This is a genomic window from Microbacterium sp. MMO-10 (genome assembly GCF_037148715.1).
Taxonomy (GTDB): Bacteria; Actinomycetota; Actinomycetes; order Actinomycetales; family Microbacteriaceae; genus Microbacterium.
Map to the genome: position 1 here is coordinate 894,500 of NZ_JBBCSV010000001.1, position 25,426 is coordinate 919,925.

At 71.6% G+C, this 25,426-nt stretch carries 26 protein-coding genes; 19 read left to right on the top strand and 7 right to left on the bottom strand.

The genetic code is table 11. The features are described from left to right. Positions 1-14 precede the first annotated feature (14 nt). From WFJ17_RS04250 to WFJ17_RS04295, 10 genes are all read left to right on the top strand, one after another. Positions 15-1,307 carry a hypothetical protein gene (locus tag WFJ17_RS04250; protein WP_336647748.1) on the top strand — a complete coding sequence of 431 codons (1,293 nt, stop codon included), beginning with the start codon at positions 15-17 and terminating at the stop codon, positions 1,305-1,307. Between the two features lie 38 nt (positions 1,308-1,345). Further along, positions 1,346-1,963: a hypothetical protein gene (locus WFJ17_RS04255; protein ID WP_336647749.1), complete on the top strand. Its 618-nt coding sequence runs from the start codon at positions 1,346-1,348 to the stop codon at positions 1,961-1,963. Between the two features lie 89 nt (positions 1,964-2,052). Next, positions 2,053-3,471 carry a dihydrolipoyl dehydrogenase family protein gene (locus WFJ17_RS04260; RefSeq protein WP_336647750.1) on the top strand — a complete coding sequence of 473 codons (1,419 nt, stop codon included), beginning with the start codon at positions 2,053-2,055 and terminating at the stop codon, positions 3,469-3,471. A gap of 138 nt (positions 3,472-3,609) precedes the next feature. Continuing rightward, positions 3,610-3,942 (top strand): DUF427 domain-containing protein, encoded by a 333-nt coding sequence (locus WFJ17_RS04265; RefSeq protein WP_336647751.1) that lies wholly within the window; start codon positions 3,610-3,612, stop codon positions 3,940-3,942. 13 nt (positions 3,943-3,955) lie between these two features. Continuing rightward, complete coding sequence (locus WFJ17_RS04270) at positions 3,956-4,822, top strand: ABC transporter ATP-binding protein (protein ID WP_251444154.1); 867 nt, start codon at positions 3,956-3,958, stop codon at positions 4,820-4,822. A gap of 1 nt (position 4,823) precedes the next feature. After that, positions 4,824-5,546 (top strand): ABC transporter permease, encoded by a 723-nt coding sequence (locus WFJ17_RS04275; RefSeq protein WP_336647752.1) that lies wholly within the window; start codon positions 4,824-4,826, stop codon positions 5,544-5,546. Beyond that, positions 5,543-6,271 (top strand): ABC transporter permease, encoded by a 729-nt coding sequence (locus WFJ17_RS04280; protein WP_251444160.1) that lies wholly within the window; start codon positions 5,543-5,545, stop codon positions 6,269-6,271. The genes WFJ17_RS04275 and WFJ17_RS04280 overlap by 4 nt, the downstream gene beginning before the upstream one ends. A 52-nt stretch (positions 6,272-6,323) precedes the next feature. Further along, complete coding sequence (locus tag WFJ17_RS04285; RefSeq protein WP_251444163.1) at positions 6,324-7,241, top strand: ABC transporter substrate-binding protein; 918 nt, start codon at positions 6,324-6,326, stop codon at positions 7,239-7,241. Positions 7,242-7,343: 102 nt separating this feature from the next. Beyond that, complete coding sequence (locus WFJ17_RS04290) at positions 7,344-8,213, top strand: LysR family transcriptional regulator (protein ID WP_336647753.1); 870 nt, start codon at positions 7,344-7,346, stop codon at positions 8,211-8,213. 89 nt (positions 8,214-8,302) lie between these two features. Continuing rightward, positions 8,303-9,004 (top strand): type 1 glutamine amidotransferase domain-containing protein, encoded by a 702-nt coding sequence (locus tag WFJ17_RS04295; protein WP_292882076.1) that lies wholly within the window; start codon positions 8,303-8,305, stop codon positions 9,002-9,004. A 97-nt stretch (positions 9,005-9,101) separates the two neighbouring features. On the opposite strand, the gene WFJ17_RS04300 is transcribed toward WFJ17_RS04295, so the two are convergent. Both WFJ17_RS04300 and WFJ17_RS04305 read right to left on the bottom strand, forming a co-directional pair. Next, entirely contained in the window at positions 9,102-9,872 is a 771-nt protein-coding gene (locus tag WFJ17_RS04300; RefSeq protein WP_292882073.1) for an alpha/beta hydrolase, read from the bottom strand. Positions 9,873-10,116: 244 nt separating this feature from the next. Continuing rightward, positions 10,117-11,565: an aminobutyraldehyde dehydrogenase gene (locus WFJ17_RS04305; protein ID WP_336647754.1), complete on the bottom strand. Its 1,449-nt coding sequence runs from the start codon at positions 11,563-11,565 to the stop codon at positions 10,117-10,119. A gap of 100 nt (positions 11,566-11,665) precedes the next feature. Here WFJ17_RS04305 and WFJ17_RS04310 point away from each other — a divergent pair, with 100 nt between their 5' ends. From WFJ17_RS04310 to WFJ17_RS04325, 4 genes are all read left to right on the top strand, one after another. Beyond that, on the top strand, positions 11,666-12,133 hold the full coding sequence (locus tag WFJ17_RS04310) for an Lrp/AsnC family transcriptional regulator (protein ID WP_251444178.1): 468 nt from the start codon (positions 11,666-11,668) through the stop codon (positions 12,131-12,133). Between the two features lie 108 nt (positions 12,134-12,241). Further along, positions 12,242-13,636 carry an NAD(P)/FAD-dependent oxidoreductase gene (locus WFJ17_RS04315; RefSeq protein WP_336647755.1) on the top strand — a complete coding sequence of 465 codons (1,395 nt, stop codon included), beginning with the start codon at positions 12,242-12,244 and terminating at the stop codon, positions 13,634-13,636. Then, entirely contained in the window at positions 13,633-13,977 is a 345-nt protein-coding gene (locus tag WFJ17_RS04320; RefSeq protein WP_336647756.1) for a cupin domain-containing protein, read from the top strand. The genes WFJ17_RS04315 and WFJ17_RS04320 overlap by 4 nt, the downstream gene beginning before the upstream one ends. A gap of 133 nt (positions 13,978-14,110) precedes the next feature. Then, positions 14,111-14,536, top strand: a complete 426-nt coding sequence (locus WFJ17_RS04325; RefSeq protein WP_251444186.1) for a VOC family protein — start codon at positions 14,111-14,113, stop codon at positions 14,534-14,536. A gap of 165 nt (positions 14,537-14,701) precedes the next feature. On the opposite strand, the gene WFJ17_RS04330 is transcribed toward WFJ17_RS04325, so the two are convergent. Further along, on the bottom strand, positions 14,702-16,465 hold the full coding sequence (locus WFJ17_RS04330) for a PucR family transcriptional regulator (RefSeq protein WP_336647757.1): 1,764 nt from the start codon (positions 16,463-16,465) through the stop codon (positions 14,702-14,704). 90 nt (positions 16,466-16,555) lie between these two features. Between WFJ17_RS04330 and WFJ17_RS04335 the strand changes: the two genes are divergently transcribed. Next, positions 16,556-18,055: a CoA-acylating methylmalonate-semialdehyde dehydrogenase gene (locus tag WFJ17_RS04335; protein WP_292882055.1), complete on the top strand. Its 1,500-nt coding sequence runs from the start codon at positions 16,556-16,558 to the stop codon at positions 18,053-18,055. Between the two features lie 18 nt (positions 18,056-18,073). After that, positions 18,074-19,477 carry an aspartate aminotransferase family protein gene (locus WFJ17_RS04340; protein WP_336647758.1) on the top strand — a complete coding sequence of 468 codons (1,404 nt, stop codon included), beginning with the start codon at positions 18,074-18,076 and terminating at the stop codon, positions 19,475-19,477. Positions 19,478-19,634: 157 nt separating this feature from the next. On the opposite strand, the gene WFJ17_RS04345 is transcribed toward WFJ17_RS04340, so the two are convergent. The 3 genes from WFJ17_RS04345 to WFJ17_RS04355 all read right to left on the bottom strand — a co-directional run bounded on the left by WFJ17_RS04345 (position 19,635) and on the right by WFJ17_RS04355 (position 22,152). Beyond that, the gene (locus WFJ17_RS04345; RefSeq protein ID WP_251444199.1) at positions 19,635-20,258 is read right to left on the bottom strand and encodes a histidine phosphatase family protein; all 624 of its coding nucleotides are present in this window, start codon (positions 20,256-20,258) and stop codon (positions 19,635-19,637) included. Between the two features lie 163 nt (positions 20,259-20,421). Beyond that, a complete protein-coding gene (locus tag WFJ17_RS04350) occupies positions 20,422-20,832 on the bottom strand; it encodes an arsenate reductase ArsC (protein ID WP_251444201.1) in 411 nt (136 codons plus the stop codon). A gap of 21 nt (positions 20,833-20,853) precedes the next feature. Further along, on the bottom strand, positions 20,854-22,152 hold the full coding sequence (locus tag WFJ17_RS04355) for an FAD-dependent oxidoreductase (protein ID WP_336647759.1): 1,299 nt from the start codon (positions 22,150-22,152) through the stop codon (positions 20,854-20,856). A 97-nt stretch (positions 22,153-22,249) separates the two neighbouring features. On the opposite strand from WFJ17_RS04355, the gene WFJ17_RS04360 reads away from it, so the two are divergent. Then, positions 22,250-22,591 (top strand): ArsR/SmtB family transcription factor, encoded by a 342-nt coding sequence (locus WFJ17_RS04360; protein ID WP_251444207.1) that lies wholly within the window; start codon positions 22,250-22,252, stop codon positions 22,589-22,591. Positions 22,592-22,642: 51 nt separating this feature from the next. On the opposite strand, the gene WFJ17_RS04365 is transcribed toward WFJ17_RS04360, so the two are convergent. Then, positions 22,643-23,875 carry an AI-2E family transporter gene (locus tag WFJ17_RS04365; protein WP_251444211.1) on the bottom strand — a complete coding sequence of 411 codons (1,233 nt, stop codon included), beginning with the start codon at positions 23,873-23,875 and terminating at the stop codon, positions 22,643-22,645. 75 nt (positions 23,876-23,950) lie between these two features. On the opposite strand from WFJ17_RS04365, the gene WFJ17_RS04370 reads away from it, so the two are divergent. Together WFJ17_RS04370 and WFJ17_RS04375 are read left to right on the top strand one after the other, a co-directional pair. Next, positions 23,951-24,247, top strand: a complete 297-nt coding sequence (locus WFJ17_RS04370; RefSeq protein ID WP_251444214.1) for a chorismate mutase — start codon at positions 23,951-23,953, stop codon at positions 24,245-24,247. Positions 24,248-24,503: 256 nt separating this feature from the next. Continuing rightward, the gene (locus tag WFJ17_RS04375; RefSeq protein ID WP_292882035.1) at positions 24,504-25,418 is read left to right on the top strand and encodes an SIS domain-containing protein; all 915 of its coding nucleotides are present in this window, start codon (positions 24,504-24,506) and stop codon (positions 25,416-25,418) included. Positions 25,419-25,426: the final 8 nt, after the last annotated feature.

Here is a 25,426-nt window from a genome sequence, read left to right on the forward strand (position 1 = left end):
GTCAGGGGGGCGACATGGCCGAGGGACGATCGACTCCGGTGCCGGGCACACCCGATGCCGTCGCCGGCACGCCGGACGGCGGGCATGACTTCACGACCGCGGGAGGATCCGCGGGCCCGGCCAACGCGACCGCATACGACCACGCCGCGCTCCACGCCCTCGTGCCGCAGGCACCGGCTCCCCGGCGTCGACGTCGGGCCGTGCTGGCCTGGTCGCTGTCGGTCGCCGGAGTGCTGCTGCTCGCGGGTCTCGCCACGGTGCTGCAGCTCACCGCGAACCTCGGCTACGACCAGGCGCGCACGGGGCTGGCCTCTGCGGTGTCGACGCAGAGCGACGAGGCGACGCACAACGATCGCGTCCGCGCCGTCGACGACGAGTCGGCCCGCGCCGCCGACACGCTGCTGGCGGTGACCGATCCGGCACTCGTCAGCGACGCGGACCGCGCCGCCCTCACGGCAGCGCGGGACCGGGCGCAGAAGGCGTCGGCCGCGGCCATGTCGCTCAGCGCGACACCGGTGCCGGAACCCGGCGCCAAGCCGTTCTGGTTCTGGGAGCTGTATGCGCGCACCGCGCGGCTCGACGCGGATTCGCGGGCGATGCGCACGCTGGGCTCGGCGCTCGGCCGTTCGTCCGAGGAGCTCGGATCCGCGACGAGTGCGCTCGACAAGACCGGGGTGGCGGTGGCCAACGCGGCGGGCGGCCTCGCGGCCCAGATCGAGAACGACAACCGGCCCTCGCCGAACGCGGGCGTCCTGGCGATGCGCGACCTCGCCGCGAAGCTGGTCGCGACCACCTCGTTCGACGAGGAGGTGGCCCAGGGCTTCCGCGACTACGCGGCGAGCATCCAGAAGGTGCGGGACGGGCACGCCGCGACGCTCGCCGCGGAAGCCGGCCCGCTTCAGGGGGCGCGCCAGGAGATCGAGGACTTCGCGCGCGGGCTCGCGCCGGGCGTGCTGCTCGACTTCGAGTGGGCGGACCGGGTGAACGACCTCGGCGGCGACAACGGCTATCTCTCCGGTGAGACGGTCTGGCCCACCACCTGGGGGCAGTACGCGACCATCCGGCTGTCGAACTCGGTCGCCGAGGACTGGCCGGGCCCCTCGAGCCACGCGCTCGTCGCGCACGAGGTCGGGCACGCGATCACGACGAAGTGCTGGGGGATGTACGACACCACCAACTCGCAGACCGTCGAGGCCTGGGCGACCGCGTGGGCGATCAGCATGGGTTTCACCGACGAGGGCAACGGCACCCAGGCCTACGGACCCCCTCCCCAGGAGCTCATCGACAAGGCGGCCGCCTGCCGCTGAGCCGTGACGCCCGGACCCGTGCGACCTAGACTCGCGCTATGACCCCTCCGCCTTCGGCGTCCGTCGGCCAGGTCGTGGTGCTGCTCCCGCGCTGGCCGGATCCCGTCCCGCCGGCCGATCTCCCGATCCGAGGCGCGATGCGGCCGGGCGCCCGCGCGGTGTATGTGGTGCTCCTCCTGCTCGCGACCGCCGTCGGTGCGGGGACGCTCATCCCGCTCTGGACCACGCCGACCCCCGGGGTGTGGTTCTCGGTGCTGTTCACCGCGTTCATCGCCGCACTCGTCGTGGTGCTCTGGTTCGTCTTCGCCGGGGCGCTGGCGCAGAACGCACTGAGGGTGCGAGCGCTCGCCTGCTGGCGTCAAGCGTCCGGACGCATCGAACGCGTCGACGGCACGGTCGTCGCGCGCACGGTCTCGACGATCGAGGACGGCGGAGTCGACCGTTTCGAGCTCGCCGTCGAGACGGCGACGGGGGTGTCGTCGGCCGTCTGGGAGCGCCCCACCGCACGATCCCGGATGCTCCTGCAGACGGAGGTGCCGGGGGTGGGCGCGACGGTGCGCGTGTGGCGCATCCGGGGCGCAGGCCCCGAGGATCCGCTGGTCGTAGAGGCGCTGGATCCGTCGGTGGTCGCCGCCGGACAGGGGGCGGGATCCTGACGATCCCGTAAGAATGCGACGCCCGTGCCACCCGGGTCTGGGAGGGTGGGACGGACCCGTCCCGACGAAGCACGACGAACGGAGCGCAGATGACCGACGAATACGACCTGATCGTGCTGGGCGGCGGCCCGGTGGGGGAGAACGTGGCCGACCGGGCCGTCCAGGCGGGACTCACCGCCGTGATCGTGGAGGGCGAGCTGGTCGGGGGCGAGTGCTCGTACTGGGCCTGCATGCCCTCCAAGGCGCTGCTGCGCTCGCCGCAGGCGCTGCGCGCGGCCCGGCACGTCGGCGGCGCGGCCGAGGCGGTCACCGGCGAGCTCGACGTGCGTGCGGTGCTCGACCGGCGCGACTCCTTCACGAGCCACTGGCAGGACGACGGCCAGGTCGCCTGGCTCGACTCGGCCGGAATCGACCTCGTCCGCGGGCACGGGCGCCTGAGCGGGGAGCGGAAGGTCACCGTCACCGCGCCCGACGGCGGCGTGCGCACCCTCACCGCCCGTCATGCCGTGGCGGTCAGCACCGGATCCGATGCCGCGATCCCGCCGATCCCGGGACTTCACGAGGCGAATCCGTGGACCAGCCGCGAGGCCACGAGCGCCGAGGAGATCCCGGCTTCGCTCGTCGTCATCGGCGGCGGCGTGGTCGCCGTCGAGATGGCCACGGCGTATGCGTCGCTCGGCGCGGAGGTCACGGTGCTCGCCCGCAGCGGGCTGCTCGGATCCGTCGAGCCGTTCGCCGCCGGACTCGTCGCCGAGGGCCTGCGTGCGCTCGGCGTCGACGTGCGCACGGGCGTCGTGACGAAGAGCGTCGCCCGGGATGCCGACGGGGTCACGGTGAGCACGGACGGCGGCGACGTGCGCGCCGCCGAGATCCTCGTCGCCACCGGTCGCACGCCGCGCTCGGGCGACATCGGCCTGGAGACGGTGGGCCTGCCGGCGGGCCGATGGATCCGCACCGACGACACCCTGTGCGTGCCCGGCGTCGACTGGCTGTACGCGGTCGGCGACATCAACGGCCGCGTGCTGCTCACTCATCAGGGCAAGTACCAGGCGCGCGCGGCGGGCGACGTGATCGCCGCCCGCGCGAAGGGCGAGCCCGTCGACGACGCGCGCTGGGGGCGGCACGTCGCGACGGCGGACCACGCCGCGGTGCCGCAGGTCGTGTTCTCGGAGCCGGAGGTCGCGGCCGTGGGCCTCACCGCCGCGGCTGCCCGTGAGGCGGGGCACCGCGTCCGCGAGGTCGAGGTCGAATTCTCCTCGGTCGCCGGCGCGTCGCTGCACGCCGACGGCTATCAGGGCCGAGCGCACATGGTCGTGGACGAGGACCGGCAGGTGCTGCTCGGGGTGACCCTGGCCGGATCCGATGTCGCGGAGCTCATCCACGCCGCGACGATCGCGGTCGTCGGCGAGGTTCCGCTCTCGCGGCTCTGGCATGCGGTGCCGTCGTATCCGACGATGAGCGAGGTGTGGCTGCGCCTCCTGGAGGCCTACGGCCGGGCGTCTGCCTGAGCCCCGGATCCGGCGCCGGGAATCCGGAACGCGACGTGGCTGTTCCCGATGTCGGAGGCTTGGCCTACTGTCGGAAGGGCGCCGCGGCGCCGCACGCCGAGAAGAACGTGTCGCATCGATTCCCGAGGAGGGACGAGCATGCAAGCAGTATTCGAAAGACGGATCATCGCCAACGCGGATGACTCCGACGTGGTGATCATCGAGGGCAACCGGTACTTCCCGCCCACCTCGATCACCGAGGGCGTGCTGCAGGAGAGCCCGACGCCGTACACCTGTCCGTGGAAGGGCGAGTGCCAGTACTACTCGCTGCGCGTGAACGAGCAGGAGCACAAGGATCTGGCGTGGGCGTATCCGCACCCCTACCCGACCGCGATCGAGCGGGTCGGGGTCGACTTCTCGGGCTACGTCGCGTTCGACCGCACCGTGGAGATCCGCGAGGGCGACGTGCCGCAGGAAGGATCCCTCCCCTGAGGGCGCGCGGCCGATGATCGAGTTCCGCTCCGTCACCAAGACGTTCCCCGACGGCACCCGCGCGGTCGATGACTTCAGCCTCGTCATCCCGGCCCGTCAGACGACCGTGCTCGTGGGCTCGTCGGGCTCCGGCAAGACCACCCTGCTGCGCATGATCAACCGCATGGTCGAGCCGACCTCGGGGGCCGTCGAGATCGACGGCGTGAGCGTTCTGGACGGGGATCCCGTGGCGCTGCGCCGGCGCATCGGCTACGTGATGCAGAACTCGGGACTGCTGCCGCACTTCAGCGTGATCGACAACATCGCCACGGTGCTGCGTCTGAACGGCGTCGCCCGGCGCGAGGCGCATGAGCGCGCACGCGAGCTGCTCGACACGGTCGGGCTCGATCAGGCGCTCGCGGAGCGCTACCCGAGCCAGCTCTCCGGCGGGCAGCAGCAGCGCGTCGGGGTGGCCCGAGGGCTCGCCGCCGACCCGAACATCCTGCTCATGGACGAGCCGTTCGGCGCCGTCGACCCGATCGTGCGCACCGAGCTGCAGCAGGAGCTGCTGCGTCTGCAGCGCGAGCTCGGCAAGACGGTCGTCTTCGTCACGCACGACATCGACGAGGCGCTGCTGCTCGGCGACCGGATCGTGATCCTCGACAGGGCCGCGCGCATCGTGCAGCAGGGCACCCCGGACGAGATCCTCACGGCGCCCGCGGACGAGTTCGTCGCGGCGTTCATCGGCGCGGACCGCGGTCGGCGCGCACTGCACCTCAAGCAGACGCCGCACGGCACGGTCGTCGTCGACGCCGACGGGCGGGCGCAGGGAACCCTCGTGCAGTCGCCCGCCGACCTCCTCGACGCCCATCCGCCGCGCGCGACCGACGAGGTCGACTGACATGACCTGGATCATCGACAACCTCGGGCTCATCGTGGGCCTCGCCGCCGTGCACCTGCAGCAGAGCGTGATCGCGCTCGTGCTCGGGGTCGTCGTCTCGGTGCCGCTGGGATGGATCGCCTGGCGCTACCGGCTGGTGCGCGGGCCCGTGATCGTGCTCACCGGCCTCCTCTACACGATCCCCTCCCTGGCGCTGCTCATCCTGCTGCCGGCGCTGCTGGGCTACTCCGCGATCAGTCCCACGAACCTCGTCGTCGCCCTGACGATCTACAACATCGCGATCCTGGTGCGGGCGGTCGCCGACGGGCTCGACTCGGTCGACGCCGACGTGCGCCGGGCCGCGACCGCCATGGGCTACGGTTCCGGACGGCGGTTCTGGACGGTCGATCTCCCGCTCGCGGGCCCCGTCATCCTGGCGGGTGTGCGCGTCGCCGCGGTCTCGACGATCGCGCTCGCGACCGTCGGCATCCTCGTCGGCGTGCAGAACCTCGGCTATCTCTTCACGAACGGGCTCGACCGACGCCTCATCGAAGAGGTCTTCGCCGGCGTCCTCGCCGTGATCGTCCTGGCGCTCGTCGTCGACCTGCTGCTCGTGCTGATCGGCCGGCTGGTGATGCCGTGGCAGCGGGCCGCCGCAAAGCGCCGCGGGCGCGTCGCCTCCTCCGCGCTCGGCGCCTCCGCTGGGGTCGACGGCGAGGTCCTCGCCGAGGAGGTCGCCGCATGAACCTCTTCGTGGACGCGATCCGCTGGCTGCTCGACCCCGAGCAATGGACCGGATCCTACGCACTGCCGGTGCTGCTCGGGCAGCATCTCTTCTACACGCTCGCCTCGGTGCTGGTCGCCGCCGTGATCGCGGTGCCCGCGGGCTGGGTCATCGGGCACACCGGGCGAGGGCGCGAGATCGCCGTGGCGATCTCCGGCGCCGCGCGGGCGATCCCCTCGTTCGGACTGCTGATCCTGCTCGTGCTGCTGTTCGGCGTGCTGCAGGTGCCTGCCGCGGCTCTCGTGACCTTCGTGCTGCTCGCGATCCCCTCGCTGCTCGCCGGGGCCTACACCGGCATCGAGGCGATCGACCCGCGCGTGGTCGACGCCGCGAAGGCGATGGGGATGACGCCGTGGCAGGTGTTCTGGAGGGTCGAGTTCCCGCTCGGGCTGCCCCTGCTCATCGGCGGTCTGCGCGCCGCGACCCTGCAGGTCATCGCGACCGTGACGATCGCGGCCTGGGTGAACCTCGGCGGCCTCGGCTACCCGATCATCCAGGGCATCCCGCTCGGCCGGTTCGACCAGGTGCTCGCCGGGGCGCTCCTCGTCGCGGCGCTCGCGCTGATCGCCGACCTGTTGTTCGCCATCGCCCAGCGGGCCGCCGTGCCGGCGGGCGTCCGCGCCGGCGACGCACGCTCCGGAGACGAACCCCGCGGGCGGAGCGCCCTGCGCGCCGCCCGCACCTGACCTGCATCGACCCTCACCACAGCACGGACTCCCCACCGAAGAGAGGCACACCATGTTCACCGCCCGCATCACCCGCATCGCCGCCGCTGCGTCGGTCGCGGTCGCCGCGGCCCTGGCGCTCAGCGCCTGCGGCTCCAGCAACCCGCTCGACAAGCCCACCGAGACGAACGGATCCGGATCCTCCGACACGATCGTCATCGGGTCCCAGGCCTACTACTCCAACGAGATCATCGCCGAGATCTACGCGCAGGCCCTCGAGAAGGACGGCATGAAGGTCGATCGCAAGTTCAACATCGGCCAGCGCGACGCCTACATGCCCGACGTGAAGTCGGGGGCGATCAGCCTGTTCCCGGAGTACACCGGCAACCTGCTGGAGTACCTGGGCGGCAAGGCCGACACGAACAGCTCGGACGACGTCTACGCCGCGCTGAAGAAGGCGCTGCCGTCGGGGCTCACCGCCCTGGACTACGCCAAGGCCGCCGACCAGGACACCTACACGGTGACGAAGGCCAATGCCGACAAGTACGGTCTGGAGTCGATCGGCGACCTGTCGAAGATGCCCGCGCCGGTCACCGTCGGCGCCGCGCCGGAGTTCGAGAAGCGCCCCTACGGCCCTGCCGCGGCGAAGACCGACTACGGCGTGGATCTCGCGTTCTCCGCGACCGGCCAGACCACGCTCGAGGCACTGCAGGCCGGCACCGTGCAGGTGGCGGACATCTACTCGGCGGATCCGGCTTTCGCCAAGGGCGACCTCGTCGCGCTGAAGGATCCGAAGAACCTCATCCTGCCGTCGAACGTCGTGCCGATCGTGAGCGCGAGCGTCGCCGACAAGGTCTCGAAGGCGATCAACGCCGTCAGCGCGAAGCTCACGACGGACGAGCTGGTCAAGCTCAACGTCCAGAGCACGGCCGACAAGAAGCAGGCCACCGACATCGCCAAGGCGTGGCTCAAGGAGCAGGGCCTGAGCTGAGCTCCGGCCTCGGACGAGGACGGCCCCGGGAGCGGATCCCGGGGCCGTCCTGCGTCCGGGATCGCGGAGCGCCGCGGCCGCGTGCCGCGTACAGTGGCGGACGTGACCGCTCCGAGCCTGGACCATCTGCGCACGTTCGTCACGGTGCACCGGGTGGGATCGCTCACCCGTGCGGCGCACCTGCTCGGGCTCTCGCAGGCGACCGTCTCCGCGCATGTGCAGGCGCTCGAAGCCGTCGTGGGATTCCCCGTGTTCGAACGCGGGCGAGCCGGCGTGACGACGACGGCCAAGGGCCTCGAGCTGGCGCGACGCGTGGCCGCGCACGTCGACGCGATCGAGGATGCGTTGCTGTCGCCGGCTCTGGGCGGCGACCCGGTGCGCACGGTGCATGTCGGCGGCGCCGCGGAGATCCTCTCGGTGAAGGTCGTGCCGCGCCTCGCTGAACTGCTCGCCGCCGCGGGCGGGCCGCTCCGCCTCACCTTCGGGCTCCCCCCGGACCTTCTCGACGCGCTCGTCGGCGGCGCGCTCGATCTCGTGGTGAGCGCGGTTCCGCCGGGGCGCGAGGGTGTCACGGCGGAACCGTTCTATGACGAGGAGTTCGTCCTCGTGGCCGCTCGTTCCTGGGCGGGCGGAATCCCTGAGGACGTGCCGGTCGTCGCGTACGCGGAGAACCTGCCGATCATCCGTCGGTACTGGCGCAGCGTCTTCGACGGTCCTCCCTCCGGACTGCGGGTCGCGGCGGTGATCCCTGACCTCCGCGGGATCCGTCGCGCGGTGCTCGACGGCATCGGGATGTCGGTGCTGCCCCGCTACCTCGTCGACGAGGACCTGGAGGACGGTGCGCTCATCGCGCTGGACGAGCCGCAGGTCGCTCCACTGAACACGCTGTACCTCGCCACCAGGAGCGGAGAAGCGCAGCGCATCCCGGAGGTCGCCGCGGTCGCCGCGGCCCTGCGGCGGATCATCGCCTGAGGTCCCCGGAATCCCGATCGGTGGGTTCGATCATCCGATGGGGGCGTGCCGCTGATGCGGAGGAGCATGGACGTGTCGAAAGGACCCACATGTCGAAGATCCTCATGGCCGTGACCGCGGCCGATTCCCTCACCCTCGCCGACGGGACGGCGCACCCCACCGGATTCTGGGCGGAGGAGCTCGTCGTCGCGCACCGGGAACTCACCCGCGCCGGTCATGACGTCCTCATCGCCACGCCCGGTGGACGCCCCGCGCCGGTCGACCCCGGATCGCTGAATGCCGACGTCGTCGGCGACGCGACGCGGGTCGAGGAGTTCCGGGCCTACCTGGAGACGATCCGGGCCGACCTAGAGGCGCCCGCCGCTCTCGGCGACATCGTCGCCACCGACTTCGCCGCCGTCGTGCTTCCGGGAGGCCACGGTCCGATGGCCGACCTCGCCTTCGACGAGGATCTCGGGCGTCTCCTGGTCGCCGCCGATGCTGCGCAGCTGCTCATCGCGCCGTTCTGCCACGGGCCGGCGGGGTTGCTCAGCGCGACGGCGCCCGACGGCCGGTTCGCCTTCTCGGGTCGCACCCTCACGGTCTTCACCGACGAGGAGGAGACCACCGGCGGGCTCGGCGAGAACACCCCGTGGTTCGTGGCGACGACGCTGCGCGACCGCGGTGCGACCGTGGAGGGCGGCGCCCCCTGGAGCTCGCACGTCGTGCGGGACGGCAACCTCATCAGCGGTCAGAACCCGCAGTCCAGCCACGCGGTCGCACAGACGCTGCTCGAGGCGCTGAACGCCTGAGCCCGAGCCGCGGATCCCGCGAGACACCGCTTCTCGCATGAGATCTGGCGCCAGGCGTGGCATCTCATGCAGGATCGCGGGTCTCGCGGGACCTGGTTCAGCTCTGCGGCGCGAGGTGCCGGGCGAAGAACCTCCCGGCGTCCTCGCCGGCGTGGGCCGGGACACCGGTGTGCCCGCCGAGGTTGGCCTGCAGCGTCTTCTCGGCGGATCCGAACGCGTCGAACACGTCGAGCGAGCGCTGCCGGTCGTTGCCCTCGTCGTCCCACTGCAGCAGCACGTGCAGCGGGATCGTGACGGCGCGGGCCTCGTCGAACATGCTCAGCGGCACGTAGCTGCCGGCGAACAGGCCGGCGGCGACGATGCGCGGCTCGACCCGGGCGAGCCGGATGCCGATCGCGAGCACGCCGCCCGAGTAGGCGACCGGTCCGCCGATCTCGGGCAGGGCGAGCAGCGCGTCGAGGGCCGCCTGCCATTCGGGAACGGTCCGTTCGACGAGGGGCAGCACGAGCCGGTCGATGACGTCCTCGCCGGGCCGTTCGCCGGCGTCGAGCGCCCGCATCAGGTCGGCGCGGGCGCCCTGGAGCTCGGGCAGCGCGGGCCGCGCACCGTTGCCGGGCATCTCGAGCGCGACCGAGGCGAAGCCGAGATCGGCGGAGGCGCGGGCGCGGCCGTCCAGACGCGGGCGCATCCGGTCGAGCCCGGGCCCGCTCGGGTAGCCGAGGAGGATCAGCGGGACCGGGTGCTCGGCGGAGGCGGATCCCGGCAGCCAGAGCACGCCGGGGATCCCGTCCAGCGTGAAGTCGCGCTCGACGATGTCGTCGTCGCGCTGCCGCAGGGCGGTGAAGGTCAGTTCAGAGGTGGAGTTCATGGTCGTGCCTTTCGGGAGTGCGCATGCAGGGCGCTCCCGGACGACCTATCGTCCGACCGTGACCCCGATCAGGAGCACCCACGTCGATTCGTTCATGGGGACCACCTCCTGTTCTCGTGCCAGCACGGCGTAGGCGACAGTAGCACCTCGTCCGCTGTCCGTCGAGCCCCGTCGCGCGGGATCGGATCCCGCCCGGTGGATCCGATCCGCGATCCGTGCCGACCCGAGCGGGACCCCGTCGGCCTCAGGCGAGCGCGCTCATCACGTGCTTGATGCGCGTGTAGTCGTCGAAGCCGTACTGGGACAGGTCCTTGCCGTAGCCGGAGTGCTTGAAGCCGCCGTGGGGCATGTCCGACACGAACGGGATGTGCGTGTTGATCCAGACGCAGCCGAAGTCGAGGTCGCGGGAGAAGCGCAGCGATCGGGTGTGATCGGTCGTCCATACCGACGCCGCCAGTGCGTAGGGGACGTCGTTCGCGAAGGCGAGCGCCTCGTCGTCCTCCTCGAAGGACTGCACGGTGAGCACCGGTCCGAAGATCTCGTTCTGCACGGCCTCGTCGTCCTGACGCATGCCCGAGACGATCGTCGGCTCGAAGAAGTAGCCGGTGTCGCCCTGCCGCTTGCCGCCGGTCTCGATCACCGCGTGCGCGGGCAGGCGGTCGACGAAGCCCTGCACCTGCGCGAGCTGCGCCGCGCTCGACAGCGGGCCGAAGAACACGCCGTCCTCGTGCGGAGCGCCGGTGCGGGCATGCGTGCGCACCCGCTCGACGAGCGCCTTCACCAGCTCGTCGTGAACCGACGCGTGCACGACGACGCGGGTCGCGGCGGTGCAGTCCTGACCGGCGTTGAAGAAGGCGCCGGTGACGATGCCCTCCGCGGCCTTGGCGATGGAGGCATCGGCGAAGACGATGGCCGGCGCCTTGCCGCCGAGCTCGAGGTGCACGCGCTTGACGTCGGCCGCCGCCGACTCGGCGACCGCCATGCCCGCTCGCACGGATCCCGTGATCGCGACCATCTGCGGCGTCTTGTGCGCGACGAGGGCAGCCCCGGTGGTGCGATCGCCGAGCACGACGTTGAGCGTGCCGGCGGGCGTGTGCTCCGCGACGATCTCGGCGAGCAGCAGGGTGGTGAGCGGGGTCGACTCCGCGGGCTTGAGCACGACCGTGTTGCCCGCCGCCAGCGCGGGGGCGATCTTCCACACGGCCATGTTGAGCGGGTAGTTCCACGGCGTGACCTGGCCGATCACGCCGATCGGCTCGCGCCGCACGTAGGAGGTGTGCCCGGCCATGTACTCCGCGGCGGCGCGGCCCTCCAGGCTCCGCGCGGCCCCGGCGAAGAAGCGCAGCTGGTCGACGGACTGGTCGATCTCGTCGGCCACGAGGTTCGCGCGGGGCTTGCCCGTGTCCTGCGACTCCAGGTCGGCGAACTCCTCGGCGCGTGCGGCCATCGCGTCCGCGATCCGGAACAGCGCCAGCTGCCGCTGGGCCGGGGTGGTGTCGCGCCAGAGGGGGAAGGCGGCGGCCGCGGCGGCGTAGGCGGCGTCGATGTCGCTCTGATCCGAGATCGGCGCCTGGCCGTAGACCTGCTCGGTGACGGGGTCGATGAGGTCCATGCGGCCCTCACCGTGGGCGGCGACGAGGCGGCCGCCGATGAAATTCTGCAACAGTGCGGCTTCAGACAGGGTGCTCTGCATGGTGAACAGAATAGGACAGGATCAACGAAATCGGAAGGAAAAAGGATCCGAATCTGCGAAATCAGTTGCGTTGATAGTCTGAGAGTGTCAAAATCGTCATATGAGCGAGAAGCCGAAGGTGCCGGTGCTGGACGACGTCTCGAAGCGGATCATCGAACTGCTCCAGGAGGACGGCCGTCGACCCTACGCCGAGATCGGACGTGCGGTCGGTCTCAGTGAAGCAGCTGTTCGCCAGCGCGTACAGCGACTCACCGATAGCGGCGTGGTGCAGATCGTCGCCGTCACGGATCCTCGACAGCTCGGCTTCTCCCGGATGGCGATGCTGGGCATCCGCGTCGACGGCGATCCCCGTGTCGCGGCAGAGGCGATCGCGAATATTCCGGAGATCGCATATGTCAATGTCACTCTCGGATCCTTCGACATCCTCGCCGAGGCCATCTGCGAGAGCGATGAGGATCTGCTCGAGCTGATCGCGACGCAGATCCGCACCATCGAGGGCGTCTCGCACACCGAGTGCTTCCTCTATGCAGGGCTCCACAAGGACCTCTACAACTGGGGCACGCGCTGATCCGCTGAGCCTGCCCGCTCTCCCGAACCCGGCCGCACCGCGGCATCCGGGGCGCTGCGGCGCGCCCCGGCGAAAGACCCCCCACCTCCTCCCGGACAAGGAACCATCATGGGAACGACCGTCTTCGAACGACGGCAGCCGAGCGCTTCGGTCATCGAGCGCTCCCTCGAGAACACCGCGCACGCGGCCTTCTGGCTCGACGACGTCGAGCGCACCGCCTACCCTGCCCTGTCGGGCGAGGTGCGCGCCGATCTCGCGATCGTCGGTGGCGGCTACGCCGGACTGTGGACGGCGATCCGCGCCAAGGAGCGCGACCCGCAGCGCCGCGTCGTGCTGCTCGAGGCGAACCGGGTCGGATGGGCGGCCTCGGGCCGCAACGGCGGGTTCTGCGAGGCGAGCCTCACGCACGGCGAGGAGAACGGGCACAACCGCTGGCCCGACGAGATGGAGACGCTCGAGCGGCTCGGACTCGAGAACCTCGACGGGATCCAGGAGACCGTCGAGCGCTACGGCATGGACGTCGACTGGGAGCGCACCGGCCAGCTGGCAGTGGCCGTCGAGCGGCACCAGGTCGCCTGGATGGAGGGAAACGGGTTCCTCGACCAGACGGCCGTGCAGGCCGAGGTCGCCTCGCCTACCTACCTCGCCGGATCCTGGGACCGTGAGGGGTGCGCGATGGTGCACCCCGCGAAGCTCGCCTTCGAGCTCGCCCGGGTGGCCGCCGAGCTCGGCGTGCAGATCTTCGAGCGCACCCGCGTCACCGGCCTCAGCGGAAAGGGCGTGCAGACGGTGACCGCGGAGAACGGCACCGTCGTCGCGGACCAGGTCGCCCTCGCGACCAACGTGTTCCCGTCGCTGCTCAAGCGCAACCGGCTGATGACCGTGCCCGTCTACGACTACGCGCTGATGACCGAGCCGCTGACGGCGGAGCAGTACGAGGCGATCGGCTGGAAGAACCGCCAGGGTCTCGCCGACAGCGCGAACCAGTTCCACTACTACCGGCTGAGCGCCGACAACCGGATCCTGTTCGGCGGCTACGACGCGGTCTACCACTTCGGGGGCAAGGTGCGCGAGGAGTACGAGGAGCGCCCGGAGAGCTACCGCAAGCTGGCGTCGCACTTCTTCACCACGTTCCCGCAGCTGGAGGGGCTGCGCTTCACCCACCGCTGGGCCGGCGCGATCGACTCCTGCAGCCGGTTCTGCGCCTTCTTCGGAACCGCGCGAGGCGGCCGTGTCGCCTACGCGACCGGGTTCACCGGGCTGGGCGTCGGCGCGACGCGCTTCGCGGCCGACGTGATGCTCGACCAGCTCGCCGGGCTCGACACCGAGCGCACCCGCCTCAAGATGGTGCGGGAGAAGCCGATCCCGTTCCCGCCCGAGCCGGCGGCGTCGATCGGCGTGAACCTCGTGCGCGCGGCGATGAACCAGGCCGACCACAACCAGGGGCGCCGCAACCTGTTCCTCAAGGCGCTCGACGCCGTCGGCATGGGGTTCGATTCGTGACCGCGCTGCCGGCCGCCGGAACCGCGGTCGCCGACCTCGGCCTCGCACATGCGCCGCTGCCCGCGGACGAGGTCGTGGCCGGGTCGCCGACCACGGCGATCGTCGTGCTCGACGACACGGGCGACCGCGAGATCGGGATCTGGGAGATGACCCCCGGCACCGCGACCGACACCGAGACCGACGAGCTGTTCGTCGTGCTCTCCGGCCGGGCGACGATCGCCTTCGACGAGCCGTCTCTGCCGTCGCTGGAGGTGGGCCCCGGATCCGTCGTCCGTCTCGCCGAGGGCATGCGCACCACCTGGACCGTGATGGAGACGCTGCGCAAGGTCTACATCGCCTGACGCTCTGCGAGGCCTTTCCGGGCGACGGATCCGGGAATATGATCAGCGCGGGGAACTCATTCGCGCGCCCGAGCGGCGCGGCGTTGTGCTGGGCCGACGCGAGGATGACCACACCCCGGAGCTGGGGCTCATCATGTTCGAGAAACTCATGGCGACGGCCGTCCTTCCGGCGACGGATCTCGATCGCGCCAAGCGCTGGTGGCACGACGTGCTCGACCGGGATCCGGTCGAGGTCGATGTCGAGTCCGGGAATGTGTTCTACGACGTCGGCGGCACCGTCGTGCTGGTGTACCTCACCGGTTTCGCCGGCACCGCGCAGAACACCGCGCTCAACCTCGTGACAGACGACATCGAGCGCGACGCGGCGGCGCTGCGCGCCCGCGGGGTCGAGTTCCACGAGTACGACTTCCCCGGGCTGAAGACCGTCGACGGCATCGCCGATCTGGGGGACGAGCGCGCCGCGTGGTTCAGCGACAGCGAGGAGAACATCATCGCGCTCGGCCAGCCCTCGCCCGAGATGGTGGAGCGGGTGATGGGCGGCGGGCACCCGGCCGGCTGAAGCCGGCGCGCACAACTCAGGCTGCATGGATCCGGTGGTGCGACGTACGGCCGGAATCGACACGGATCGCGGGTCCTGGCCTGAATTGTGCAGGGGGCTGCCGTGCAGGTTGCCGGGTGCCGGGGTGGCCCGCGCTGGCTGCCGCGCTGGTGCCGGGGCGGCCGATCAGCGCCCGTGGGCGAGCAGCGCCAGGTGCAGCGCGGACAGGGTCTCTCCGTCGTCGAGGTCGGCGCCGAGCAGGTCGGCGATCAGGGTGAGGCGCTGGTAGAACACCGAGCGCGACAGGTGCGATGCGGCCGCGGCGGCGGTGCGGTTGCCCGGATGCGCGACGATCGCGCGCAGCACCCGGAGCAGGTCGCCGTCGGTCGCGTCGTCGTGCCGGATGAGCGGGCCGAGCAGGCGCGCGCTGTGCTCCTGCAGGCGATGGTCGCCGCTGAGCTCGGCGGCGAGGCGCGCGAGCGGCCGATCGGCGACGCGCAGCAGCTCCCCCGGCGCGGCCTGCCCGGCCAGCCGGCGCACCACGGGGATCGCCGCGAGCAGCTCGCCGGTCGAGGCGCAGGGGTCGCCGACGGCGCCGGATCCGAGTTCCGCGAGCAGGGACTCCGGGATCCGCGATCCGGCCGCGAGTGAGACGAGCAGGATCCGCTCCTCGCCGATGTCGGCGCTCAGGGTGCGGACGTCGCCGCCGCCGGCGCGGCCGGCCGGGTCCGCGGTGCGGACGGTCGGAACCGTGCCGCGACCGCCCGGAACCGCGCCGCGGCCGGTCGGATCCGCGCCGCGACCGCCCGGAAGCGCGGTGCGACCGGTCGGATCCGCGCTGCGACCGGTCGGATCCGCACTGCGCCCCAACGGGTCCGTCACGATCTGCACAGACGGTGCCGATCGGCGCGGGTTCACGTCGGATCCGTGTGCCGATCGTCCCATCGTGTGCCGATCGTCGCGCGCCGCCGTGGTCGTCTCGCGGCGGACCACGGCGACGTGCAGCGCGCGCCCGCGCAGGGGGAACCCGGATGCCTCCAGCCGGGCCTCGATGTCGGCGACCGTCGTGTACCGCTCGCCGAGCACGGCCGCGATCAGTCCCTCCGCGCGCAGCCGTGACCACGCGCCCTCGCCGTCGGCGAGGCGGGACAGGGCCAGCGCGGTCGCCGCCTGCTCCAGCACGGTCGCGCGGCCCGCAGGATGCGGCGGCCCCGGCAGGGCCACGAGCTCGCCCCAGCGGGTGCCGCGCGCCGCGACCGGCACCCGGGTCCACTCCGGATCCAGGCGCCGCGACCGCGAGATCCAGCTCGCGAGCACCTCCGCCTCGAGGCGGTCCGCGGCGTCGGCGAACACGACCTCGTGCGCCAGGTCCTCCAGCACGACGGGAGCGCCGAGCGCCCGCGCTGTCTCGCGCACCACGATCTCGACCGGAGCGCCGCGCAGGCTCAGCCCGGTGAACAGCTCGTGCAGGCGCTGCCGTTCCTGGAGCGCCTCGACCTGGCCGGCGATGATCCGGCGGTGCACCTCTTCCGTGACCGTGACGAACTTCACCTCGCGGTCCAGGGTCACCAGGGCGAGGTCGCGGGTGCGGCATGCGGCTACGAGCGCCGGGGGCACCACGGCGAACCGGGTGCCGAGCTCCAGCACGATCCCCGCCAGCCCCGCGTCGGCCAGCTCGTCGGCGAGCCGGATCAGTGCATCCGCGCCGCCCGGCCAGCCGGCACCCGTGGTGAGCAGCAGCTCTCCGCCGTCGAGCAGCGCGGCGACGCGCTCGCTGTCGGAGACATGCACCCAGCGCACCGGCACGTCGACGGATCCGGCCAGCACCTCCGGGATCCCCGCCTGCAGCGAGGCGACCTCGAGGGCGTCGGCGACGGTCGGGAGACCAGGCTCGAATGCCTCCGGACGATCTGTCCGATCAGCGACGAAGTCCAGACGATCTGCAGGCATGGATCCATCCTCTCCGCTGTGAGCATGGGAGGACAAGCCCGCGGACGCCGTCGATCAGAGTGTCCGAACCCCCACCCCGAGGAGCACAGCGTGACCCTGATCCGCCACTTCATCAACGGCGCAGAGGCCGGCGAGACCGAGCGCACCGGACCGGTCTACAACCCGGCCACCGGCGAGGCCCACCGCACCGTCGCCTTCGCGAGCGTCGCCGAGGTCGAGCAGGCGATCGCCGCGGCCAAGGCCGCCGGCCCCGCGTGGCGCGCGACCAGTCTCATCAAGCGCGCCGACGTGTTCTTCCGCCTGCGCCAGATCCTCGCCGAGCGCACGCCCGAGCTCGCCGCCATCGTCACGAGCGAGCACGGCAAGGTGCTCTCCGATGCTGCCGGCGAGGTCTCGCGCGGCATCGAGAACGTCGAGTTCGCCGCCGGTCTCGTGCACCTGCTCAAGGGCGAGCACTCCGAGCAGGTCGCGCGCGGCGTCGACGTGCACTCGGTCAAGCAGCCGGTCGGCGTCGTCGCCTGCATCACCCCGTTCAACTTCCCGGTCATGGTGCCGCTGTGGATGGTCGCCTCGGCGATCGCGTGCGGCAACACGGTCGTGCTCAAGCCCAGCGAGAAGGACCCGTCCGCGGCGATCTGGCTCGCCAAGGCGTTCCAGGAGGCGGGGCTTCCCGACGGCGTGCTCAACGTCGTCAACGGCGACAAGGTCGCGGTCGACACCCTGCTCGACTCGCCCGACGTCAAGGCCGTCAGCTTCGTCGGATCCACCCCGATCGCGAAGTCGATCTACGAGCGCGCCTCCGCGAACGGCAAGCGCGTGCAGGCCCTCGGCGGCGCCAAGAACCACATGGTCGTCATGCCCGACGCCGACATCGACGGCGCCGCGGCCGCCGCGGTCTCCGCCGCCTACGGATCCGCCGGCGAGCGCTGCATGGCCGTCTCGGTGCTCGTCGCCGTGGGCGATGTCGCGGAGCCCCTCATCGCGTCGATCACCGAGAAGGTGCAGAACCTGCGCATCGGCGACGGCACGGACGCGGCGAGCGAGATGGGTCCGCTGGTCACCCGCGAGCACCGCGACCGCGTGGAGGGCTACGTCACGGGAGCCGCCGCCGAGGGCGCCACCGTGCTCATCGACGGCACGCAGCGGATCGCCGCGGGCGAGCGTCTCGATGAGAACGGCTTCTTCACCGGGATCAGCCTCATCGACCACGTCAAGCCCGGCATGAAGCTGTACGAGGACGAGATCTTCGGTCCGGTGCTCTCGGTCGTCCGCGTGGGCAGCTACGCGGAAGCGGTCGAGCTCATCAACGCGCACCAGTTCGGCAACGGCACCGCCATCTTCACCCGCGACGGCGGCACCGCCCGCGAGTTCGAGTTCGACATCGAGGTCGGCATGGTCGGCGTCAACGTGCCGATCCCCGTCCCGATCGGCGCGTTCTCGTTCGGCGGCTGGAAGGCCTCGCTGTTCGGCGATTCGCACATCTACGGACCCGAGTCGATCCACTTCTACACGCGCTCCAAGGTCGTCACCACGCGCTGGCCCGACCACACGCCGGCGCAGGTCGACCTCGGCTTCCCGAGCAACCACTGACGCGGAAGGATCCCGATCATGACCGTCACCACCGACGCCGCGCGCCTGATCGACCGTCACGGCGAGGCGCACGCGCTCCCCGCCGCCGAGGCCGAGGCGCAGGTGCGCGCCGACGACCGCGCGCACGTGTTCCACTCCTGGAGCGCGCAAGCGCTCATCGACCCGGTGCCCGTCGCCGCGGGCGAGGGATCCACGTTCTGGGACTACCAGGGCAACGCCTACCTCGACTTCTCCAGCCAGCTGGTGAACCTGAACCTGGGGCACCAGCAGCCCGACCTCGTCGCCGCGATCCAGCAGCAGGCCGGCCGGCTCGCGACGATCCAGCCGTCGATGGCGAACGACGTGCGCGGCGAACTGGCCCGGCTCATCGCCGAGGTCGCACCCGAGGGCATGGAGAAGGTGTTCTTCACCAACGGCGGCGCCGACGCCAACGAGTACGCGGTGCGCATGGCGCGCACCGTGACCGGGCGCCGCAAGGTGCTGTCGATGTACCGCAGCTATCACGGCTCCACCGCGACGGCGATCTCGATGACCGGCGATCCGCGGCGCTGGGCGAACGACACCGTCGACAACGGCACCGTGCGCTTCTTCGGTCCGTACCTGTACCGCTCGGCGTTCCACTCCGAGACCCTGGAGCAGGAGTCGCAGCGCGCGCTCGAGCACCTCGAGCAGACGATCCAGCTCGAGGGCCCGACGACGATCGCCGCGATCATCATCGAGACGGTCGTGGGCACCAACGGCGTGCTCGTGCCGCCGCCCGGTTACCTGCAGGGCGTGCGCGACCTGTGCGACCGGTACGGCATCGTCTACATCGCCGACGAGGTCATGGTCGGGTTCGGTCGCCTGGGCGAGTGGTTCGGCGTCGACGCGTTCGACGCGAAGCCCGACCTCATCACCTTCGCCAAGGGCGTGAACTCGGGCTACGTCCCGCTCGGCGGCGTCGTGATCTCCGACCGGATCGCCTCCGCGTTCGACACGGTGCCGTTCGCCGGCGGACTCACCTACTCCGGGCACCCGCTGGCCTGCGCCGCGGGCGTCGCGACCTTCGAGGTGTTCCGCCGCGACGGGATCCTGGACCGCGTGCGCGACCTCGGGTCCCGCATCGTGGAGCCGACCCTGCAGGGATGGCGGGAGAAGCACCCGAGCGTGGGCGAGGTGCGTGGCCAGGGCCTGTTCTGGGCGGTCGAGCTCGTGCGCTCGAAGGAGACGCGCGAGCCGCTCGTGCCGTTCAACGCGGCAGGAGCCGATGCGGCGCCGATGGGCGCCTTCGTCGCCGCCGCGAAGAAGGGCGGGGTGTGGCCGTTCGTGCACTTCAACCGCACGCACATCGCCCCGCCGCTGGTGATCACCGAGGACGAGCTCGTGCGCGGCCTCTCCGCGATCGACGCCGCTCTCGACGTCGCGGACGGGTACACCGTCTGAGGCCCGACCGGATTCAGGCCGGATCGGTCCATGCCGGAGGGGGAGCCGCGGAAATCCGCGGCTCCCCCTCCGCATTGCGGCCGTCCGGCCTGAATACGGTCGGCCTGGCGCGCGGGAGTGCTGCCCGCCGCGGCGCCCGGTTCCGGGGCGACGACGCTCAGACCGCGACGGGATCCGGCATCGCGGCCCGGTCGACGCGCCAGCCGTCGTCCACGCGCCGCACGGTCGAGACCGACAGGTTCTCGGGGCCGATCGTGAGATGCGAGAGGTCGGCGCCGAGCCCGTGCAGCAGCGTCAGGATCGTGATGCCGCTCGTCACCACGAGCACTTCGGATCCGGCTCCCGCGACGTCGTGCAGCGCCTCGGTCGCGCGCCGGGCCACGTCGGCGGGGGATTCGGCGAGCGGATCCTGCTCGGCGAGGGCGTCGAGCGTCGCGAAGAACGGATTGTCCGCTGCGACGTGCGCCTGCATGAGCCGGACGAACCTGCGGGCGCGGACCGCCTCGAGCCCGCCGAAGCACAGCTCGCGCCAGCGCGGATCCGAACTCGCCTGCAGGCCGGATCCGGCCGCGTCGAGCAGTCGCGCCGCGGTCTCGCGATGCCGGATGCCGTCGCCCGAGAAGGCCGCGTCGAACCGGATCCCGGCGGCGGCGAAGTCGAGACCCCGGGCCGCGGCCTGATCCCGGCCGAGGGGGGTGAGCGGCGCGTCGGACCAGCCCTGCATCCGCTCCGCCGCGTTCAGCATGCTCTGTCCGTGCCGGACCACCCAGATGCGCGTCATGGATCCAGCCTATGAGCGCGTGCGGGACTCAGACCGACGGCCACCACGCCGGGTCGGTCTCGTCGCCCGGTCCGTTCCGGTCGCCACGACGACACTTCCTGCGACGGGAGCAGAGGCGTTCTGCGACGGGAGCGCGGGAGCACCCGGGCGTGCAGGGTCCGGCTCAGGCCGGGAGCAGCTCGGCGACGAGCGCCTCGATCCGGCGGCGGATCTCGTCGCGGATCGGCCGCACCGCGTCGATGCCCTGGCCGGCGGGGTCGTCGAGCTTCCAGTCCTCGTAGCGCTTGCCGGGGAAGAACGGGCAGGCGTCGCCGCAGCCCATCGTGATGACGACGTCGGAATCCTGCACGGCCTCGGTCGTGAGGACCTTCGGCTGCTCGGCGGCGATGTCGATGCCGACCTCGGCCATCGCGGCGACGGCCACGGGGTTGATCTCGTCGGCGGGCAGGGAGCCGGCGGAGCGGACCTGGATCCGGTCTCCGGCGATGGCGTGCAGGAAGCCGGCGGCCATCTGCGAACGGCCCGCGTTGTGCACGCAGACGAACAGGACGGCGGGGGCGGTTTCGGCGGTCATGCGTCTCCTCGGATTCCGGGTTCAGCCTACGGCGACCGGGCGGGCGCCGATCTGCAGGACGGGGGCGGCGCAGCAGCCGTCGGCGGTGCCGTCGAAGTCGCCGGATCCTCCGCACACGCCGGTGCTCGGGAGGACGAGCTCGTTGCGGGCCGCGGCCTCGTGGTCGCCGACGAGGTGGGCGACGACGCTGCGGACCTGCTCGTAGCCGGTGAGGGCGAGGAAGGTCGGCGCGCGGCCGTAGCTCTTCGCCCCGACGATGAAGAACCCGGGCTCCGGCTGCGCGAGCTCGCGCGCACCCGTCGCGCCGACGGATCCGCAGGAGTGGATGTTCGGGTCGATCTCCGCGGCGATGCCGGACACCGCCTCGAGTGCGGGGTCGAGGGAGATCCGCAGCTCGGACAGGAACGCGGTGTCGGGACGGAACCCGGTGAGGGCGAAGACGTGGCCGGCACCCGGGATCTCCCGACCGTCGTCCGCCACGACCGAGACTCCCTCGGGGTGAGGGCGGAGCTCGGCGACGCGGAACCCGGTGACCACCTCGACCAGGCCCTTCTCCATCGCCCGCCGCGCCCGGATCCCGAGGGCGGCGCGCTCGGGCAGTCCGTCGCCCGCGCCTCCGCCGAACACCGAGCCCGTGCTGCCGCGCCGCAGCACCCAGGTCACCCGCGTGCCCGGCGCTGTGCGGGCCAGTTCCGTCAGTCGCAGCACCGCGTGGGCGGCGGAATTGCCCGCGCCCACGACGACCACGTGCGTCCCCGCGTGCGACGAGACGTCGTGCGGGATGCGGTACGAGACGCGGTCGCCCGCGGCGCGCTCGCCGAGTGCGGGAAGGCCGTCGGCGCCGGCCGGGTTCGGCTGCGACCAGGTGCCGCTCGCGTCGATCACGGCCCGTGCGGAGAGGCGACCCTCGCCGCCGTCGGCGTCGAGCGTGTGCACGAGGAACGGCGCCTCGGCGCGACCCGAGTCGACCACGAGGTCGCGTCCGGCGCGGGTGATGCCCGTCACGGTCAGGCCGGTGCGGACGCGGTCGCCCAGCGCTGCGGCGAGAGGCGCGAGGTAGCGGTCGATCCACTCGTCGCCGGTCGGGTACCCGGAGTCCGGCGCGACCCAGCCGGTGCGCTCCAGCAGGCGCTGCGCCGCGCCGTCGACGAGCTCGGGCCAGCCGGAGAAGAGCCGCACCTGACCCCATTCCGCCACTGCGGCGGCGACGGAGGCGCCGCGCTCGAGCACGACCACCTCCTGTCCGCGCTCGACGAGATGCGCGGCGGCGGCGAGCCCCTGCGGGCCGGCGCCCACGACGACGACGGGCGGTTCGGACATCGGTACTCCTCGGCTCGGCGCTTATCCATTGAAAGACTTCAATACGACTACCGTCGGACATCTATCGATGTTTGTCAATACGTGAAAGACTGCGTGCATGACGCTCCCCGTGACCATCGAGACCGACGCCTGCTGCGCCACCGCGCGTGAGCCCCGCGTCGGAGCGGAGGAGGCCGAGCGGATCGCGCGGGTGTTCAAGGCGCTGGGGGATCCGACGCGCGTCAAGCTGCTGTCGCTCATCGCGGGTGGCGAGGGGGGCGAGGCGTGCATCTGCGACCTGACCGCGCCGGTCGGGCTCTCCCAGGGGACCGTGTCGCACCACATGAAGCTGCTCGCCGAGGCCGGGCTCGTCACCCGCGAGCAGCGCGGGCGGTGGGCCTACTTCGCGATCGCCGAGGGCGCGCTGGACGGCGCTGCCGCCTCGCTGCGGGCGCTCTGAGGCGCGGCTGAGGGCGCGGTCGGGGCGAGTCTCGGCCTCGGCAGGGCCCGACTAGACCCGGGCGTCCTGCCGGGGGATCCACACCTGCTTGATGATGATGAGGATCGACGCCGTCACGGGCACCGCGATGAGCGCCCCGAGCAGTCCGAGCAGAGTGCCGCCGACGAGGGCGCCGATCACCACGAGCGAGCCGGGGATCGCGATCGCCTTGCTCATCACCCGCGGGGTGATGACGTACGCCTCGACCTGCATGTAGACGACGTAGACCGCCGCGAAGATGAGCGCCATGACCGGCGAGCTGAACAGGGCGATGCCGGTGCCGATGATCCAGAAGAGCACGGATCCGACGAGCGGGATCAGCGTGATGAGGAACGCGACGGTCGCCATGAGGGGCGGGAACGGCAGCCCGAGCACGAGGTACAGCACGAACACGATCACCGCGTTGATGAAGGCGAGGCCGACCATGCCCATCACGTAGCCGCCGACCGATTCGGTGATCTGCTCGGTGATGCGGTCGACGCTGCGGCGGTCTCGCGCGGGAGCGAGACGGAGGAGCCCGGACTTCATCGAGGGCAGGGTGGCGAGGAAGTAGAGGGTCAGCACGAGCACGATCAGCCCGCCCGAGATGCCCGTCGCGATGCCGGTGGCGATGCCCGTGCCGATCTGCAGCGCGCCGCCGCCGATCTGCGCGATCCGGGTCGGGTCGCTGAGGAACTTCTGCACCTCGGTGACCAGGTCGTTCAGCCCCACCCCGAACTGATTCTCGAGCCAGCCGTAGAACTCGGTGTGCGTGAAGTTGCGGATCGTGGCGGGGATCCCGGTGACGAACGTGGCGATCTGGTCGATGACGGTCGGCAGGATCGCGAGCACGATGACGACCAGCACGAGCGCGAGCGCCGCGATCACGGCCACGACGGACCAGGCTCGGGAGAGCCCGCGCTTCTCGAGCCAGCGCACCGCGGGGTCGAGACCGAGGGCGGCGAAGAGCGCGAACGCGATGTAGATCAGCACCGTCGACAGGTTCGACAGCGCGAGGCCGAGCAGGATCGCACCGAGGCCGCCGAGGGTCACCAGGAAGCCGAAGCCGAACGGCCGGTCGATGCGGGTCCAGAACGAGGCGCGCGGCGGCGCGGCCTCGACGAACCGGCGGGGGCTGATCCCGCCGTCGTCGGCGGTCGGTGCGGCGGTCGCCGTGCCGTCCTCGGCGGTCGCCGTGCCGGTGCCGGCGGGCGTCGCGGCGGTCTCGTGCGCCGCCTCCTCGGGGGTGCGCTCTTCGCGGCTCATGGCTTTCACTGTAGGGGGCGCGGAGGCGTTATCGTCGGAGGGATCGCACGTCCGCCGTCCGGTGAGGAGCCCCCGATGACCGCCACCGATCCCCGCACCGAACTGCTGCGACTGCGCGCCAGCATCGACAACATCGACGCCGCCCTCATCTTCATGCTCGCGGAGCGGTTCCGCTGCACGCAGCAGGTCGGCGTCCTGAAGGCGGAGCACGAGATGCCGGCCTCGGATCCGGGCCGCGAGGAGCAGCAGGTCGCCCGGCTGCGGGCGCTCGCGGAGGAGGCGCATCTGGATCCGGAGTTCGCCGAGAAGTGGTTCAACTTCGTCGTCGCCGAGGTGATCCGGCACCACACGGAGGCCGCCGAGTCGCGCTGAGCGCGCCGCCCGGCGCGGCCTGGTTCCCCGTCTCACGGCGCGAGGGCCCCTTCGGCACGCCCTTCGGCACGCCCTTCGGCACGCCCTTCCGGATGCCCTTCGGGATGCCCTTCCGGGGCGGACATCGCCCCTGGGCGGGGTGATCGTGCTGCCCGGGCGGATCCGGATCCGAAATCTGTATGACGGAACATGATTGTTTTGACGTAAGATCATGCATGGTCGCGCACTCTGCGGACCGAATCGCCGAGGAGGACGCATGACCGACCCGAACGAGACCCTCGCGCCCGGTGCGCACATGCGCGCGGAGCTCGACTCGCAGCCCGACACCTGGGAGCGCGCCGTCGGCATGACCGCCGAGCAGGCGCTGCTGCCGGCGAAGGGCCAGCGGGTGGCCGTGATCGGATGCGGCACGTCGTGGTTCATGGCCCAGTCGTACGCCGCGCTGCGCGAGCGCGCCGGCTTCGGGATCACCGACGCCTACGCCGCCAGCGAGGCGTTCCTGGACCGCGGCTACGACGCGGTCGTGGCGCTGACCCGCTCCGGCACGACGACCGAGGTGCTCGAGCTCGTCGATCAGCTCAAGGCATCCGGATCCGCTCCGCGCATCGTCGGCGTGATCGGCGACGAGACCTCCCCGCTCGTGGGCATGGTCGACGACGCGATCGTGCTGCCGTTCGCCGACGAGAAGTCCGTCGTGCAGACCCGCTTCGCCACGACGGCCCTCGCGCTGTTCCGCGCCTCGCTCGGGGAGGACCTCACCGGGGCGATCGCCGACGCCCGCGTCGCCATCGCCGATGTCGACCCCTCTCTCGCCGGAGCCGAGCAGTACACCTTCCTCGGCCGGGGCTGGACGATCGGGCTCGCGCACGAGGCCGCCCTGAAGATGCGCGAGTCGTCGCAGTCGTGGACCGAGTCGTATCCGTCGATGGACTACCGCCACGGTCCGATCGCGATCGCCGCGCCCGGCCGCATCACCTGGCAGTTCGGCGCGGCGCCGGAAGGGCTCGACGCGCAGGTCGCGGCCACGGGCGGTCGCTGGGTACAGCACCCGATCGACCCGATGGCCGATCTCGCGCGACTGCACCGGGTGGCGCTGGACCGCGCGCTCGCCAAGGGGCTCAACCCCGACGAGCCGCGCAACCTCACCCGTTCGGTCATCCTCGAGGACTGAGGGCCCGC

Coding starts and splice junctions, on each gene's coding strand:
- WFJ17_RS04250 (WP_336647748.1), top strand. CDS start 15: ATGGCCGAGGGACGATCGACTCCGGTGCCGGGCACACCCGATGCCGTC.
- WFJ17_RS04255 (WP_336647749.1), top strand. CDS start 1,346: ATGACCCCTCCGCCTTCGGCGTCCGTCGGCCAGGTCGTGGTGCTGCTC.
- WFJ17_RS04260 (WP_336647750.1), top strand. CDS start 2,053: ATGACCGACGAATACGACCTGATCGTGCTGGGCGGCGGCCCGGTGGGG.
- WFJ17_RS04265 (WP_336647751.1), top strand. CDS start 3,610: ATGCAAGCAGTATTCGAAAGACGGATCATCGCCAACGCGGATGACTCC.
- WFJ17_RS04270 (WP_251444154.1), top strand. CDS start 3,956: ATGATCGAGTTCCGCTCCGTCACCAAGACGTTCCCCGACGGCACCCGC.
- WFJ17_RS04275 (WP_336647752.1), top strand. CDS start 4,824: ATGACCTGGATCATCGACAACCTCGGGCTCATCGTGGGCCTCGCCGCC.
- WFJ17_RS04280 (WP_251444160.1), top strand. CDS start 5,543: ATGAACCTCTTCGTGGACGCGATCCGCTGGCTGCTCGACCCCGAGCAA.
- WFJ17_RS04285 (WP_251444163.1), top strand. CDS start 6,324: ATGTTCACCGCCCGCATCACCCGCATCGCCGCCGCTGCGTCGGTCGCG.
- WFJ17_RS04295 (WP_292882076.1), top strand. CDS start 8,303: ATGTCGAAGATCCTCATGGCCGTGACCGCGGCCGATTCCCTCACCCTC.
- WFJ17_RS04300 (WP_292882073.1), bottom strand. CDS start 9,872: ATGAACTCCACCTCTGAACTGACCTTCACCGCCCTGCGGCAGCGCGAC.
- WFJ17_RS04305 (WP_336647754.1), bottom strand. CDS start 11,565: ATGCAGAGCACCCTGTCTGAAGCCGCACTGTTGCAGAATTTCATCGGC.
- WFJ17_RS04310 (WP_251444178.1), top strand. CDS start 11,666: ATGAGCGAGAAGCCGAAGGTGCCGGTGCTGGACGACGTCTCGAAGCGG.
- WFJ17_RS04315 (WP_336647755.1), top strand. CDS start 12,242: ATGGGAACGACCGTCTTCGAACGACGGCAGCCGAGCGCTTCGGTCATC.
- WFJ17_RS04325 (WP_251444186.1), top strand. CDS start 14,111: ATGTTCGAGAAACTCATGGCGACGGCCGTCCTTCCGGCGACGGATCTC.
- WFJ17_RS04330 (WP_336647757.1), bottom strand. CDS start 16,465: ATGCCTGCAGATCGTCTGGACTTCGTCGCTGATCGGACAGATCGTCCG.
- WFJ17_RS04340 (WP_336647758.1), top strand. CDS start 18,074: ATGACCGTCACCACCGACGCCGCGCGCCTGATCGACCGTCACGGCGAG.
- WFJ17_RS04345 (WP_251444199.1), bottom strand. CDS start 20,258: ATGACGCGCATCTGGGTGGTCCGGCACGGACAGAGCATGCTGAACGCG.
- WFJ17_RS04350 (WP_251444201.1), bottom strand. CDS start 20,832: ATGACCGCCGAAACCGCCCCCGCCGTCCTGTTCGTCTGCGTGCACAAC.
- WFJ17_RS04355 (WP_336647759.1), bottom strand. CDS start 22,152: ATGTCCGAACCGCCCGTCGTCGTCGTGGGCGCCGGCCCGCAGGGGCTC.
- WFJ17_RS04360 (WP_251444207.1), top strand. CDS start 22,250: ATGACGCTCCCCGTGACCATCGAGACCGACGCCTGCTGCGCCACCGCG.
- WFJ17_RS04365 (WP_251444211.1), bottom strand. CDS start 23,875: ATGAGCCGCGAAGAGCGCACCCCCGAGGAGGCGGCGCACGAGACCGCC.
- WFJ17_RS04370 (WP_251444214.1), top strand. CDS start 23,951: ATGACCGCCACCGATCCCCGCACCGAACTGCTGCGACTGCGCGCCAGC.
- WFJ17_RS04375 (WP_292882035.1), top strand. CDS start 24,504: ATGACCGACCCGAACGAGACCCTCGCGCCCGGTGCGCACATGCGCGCG.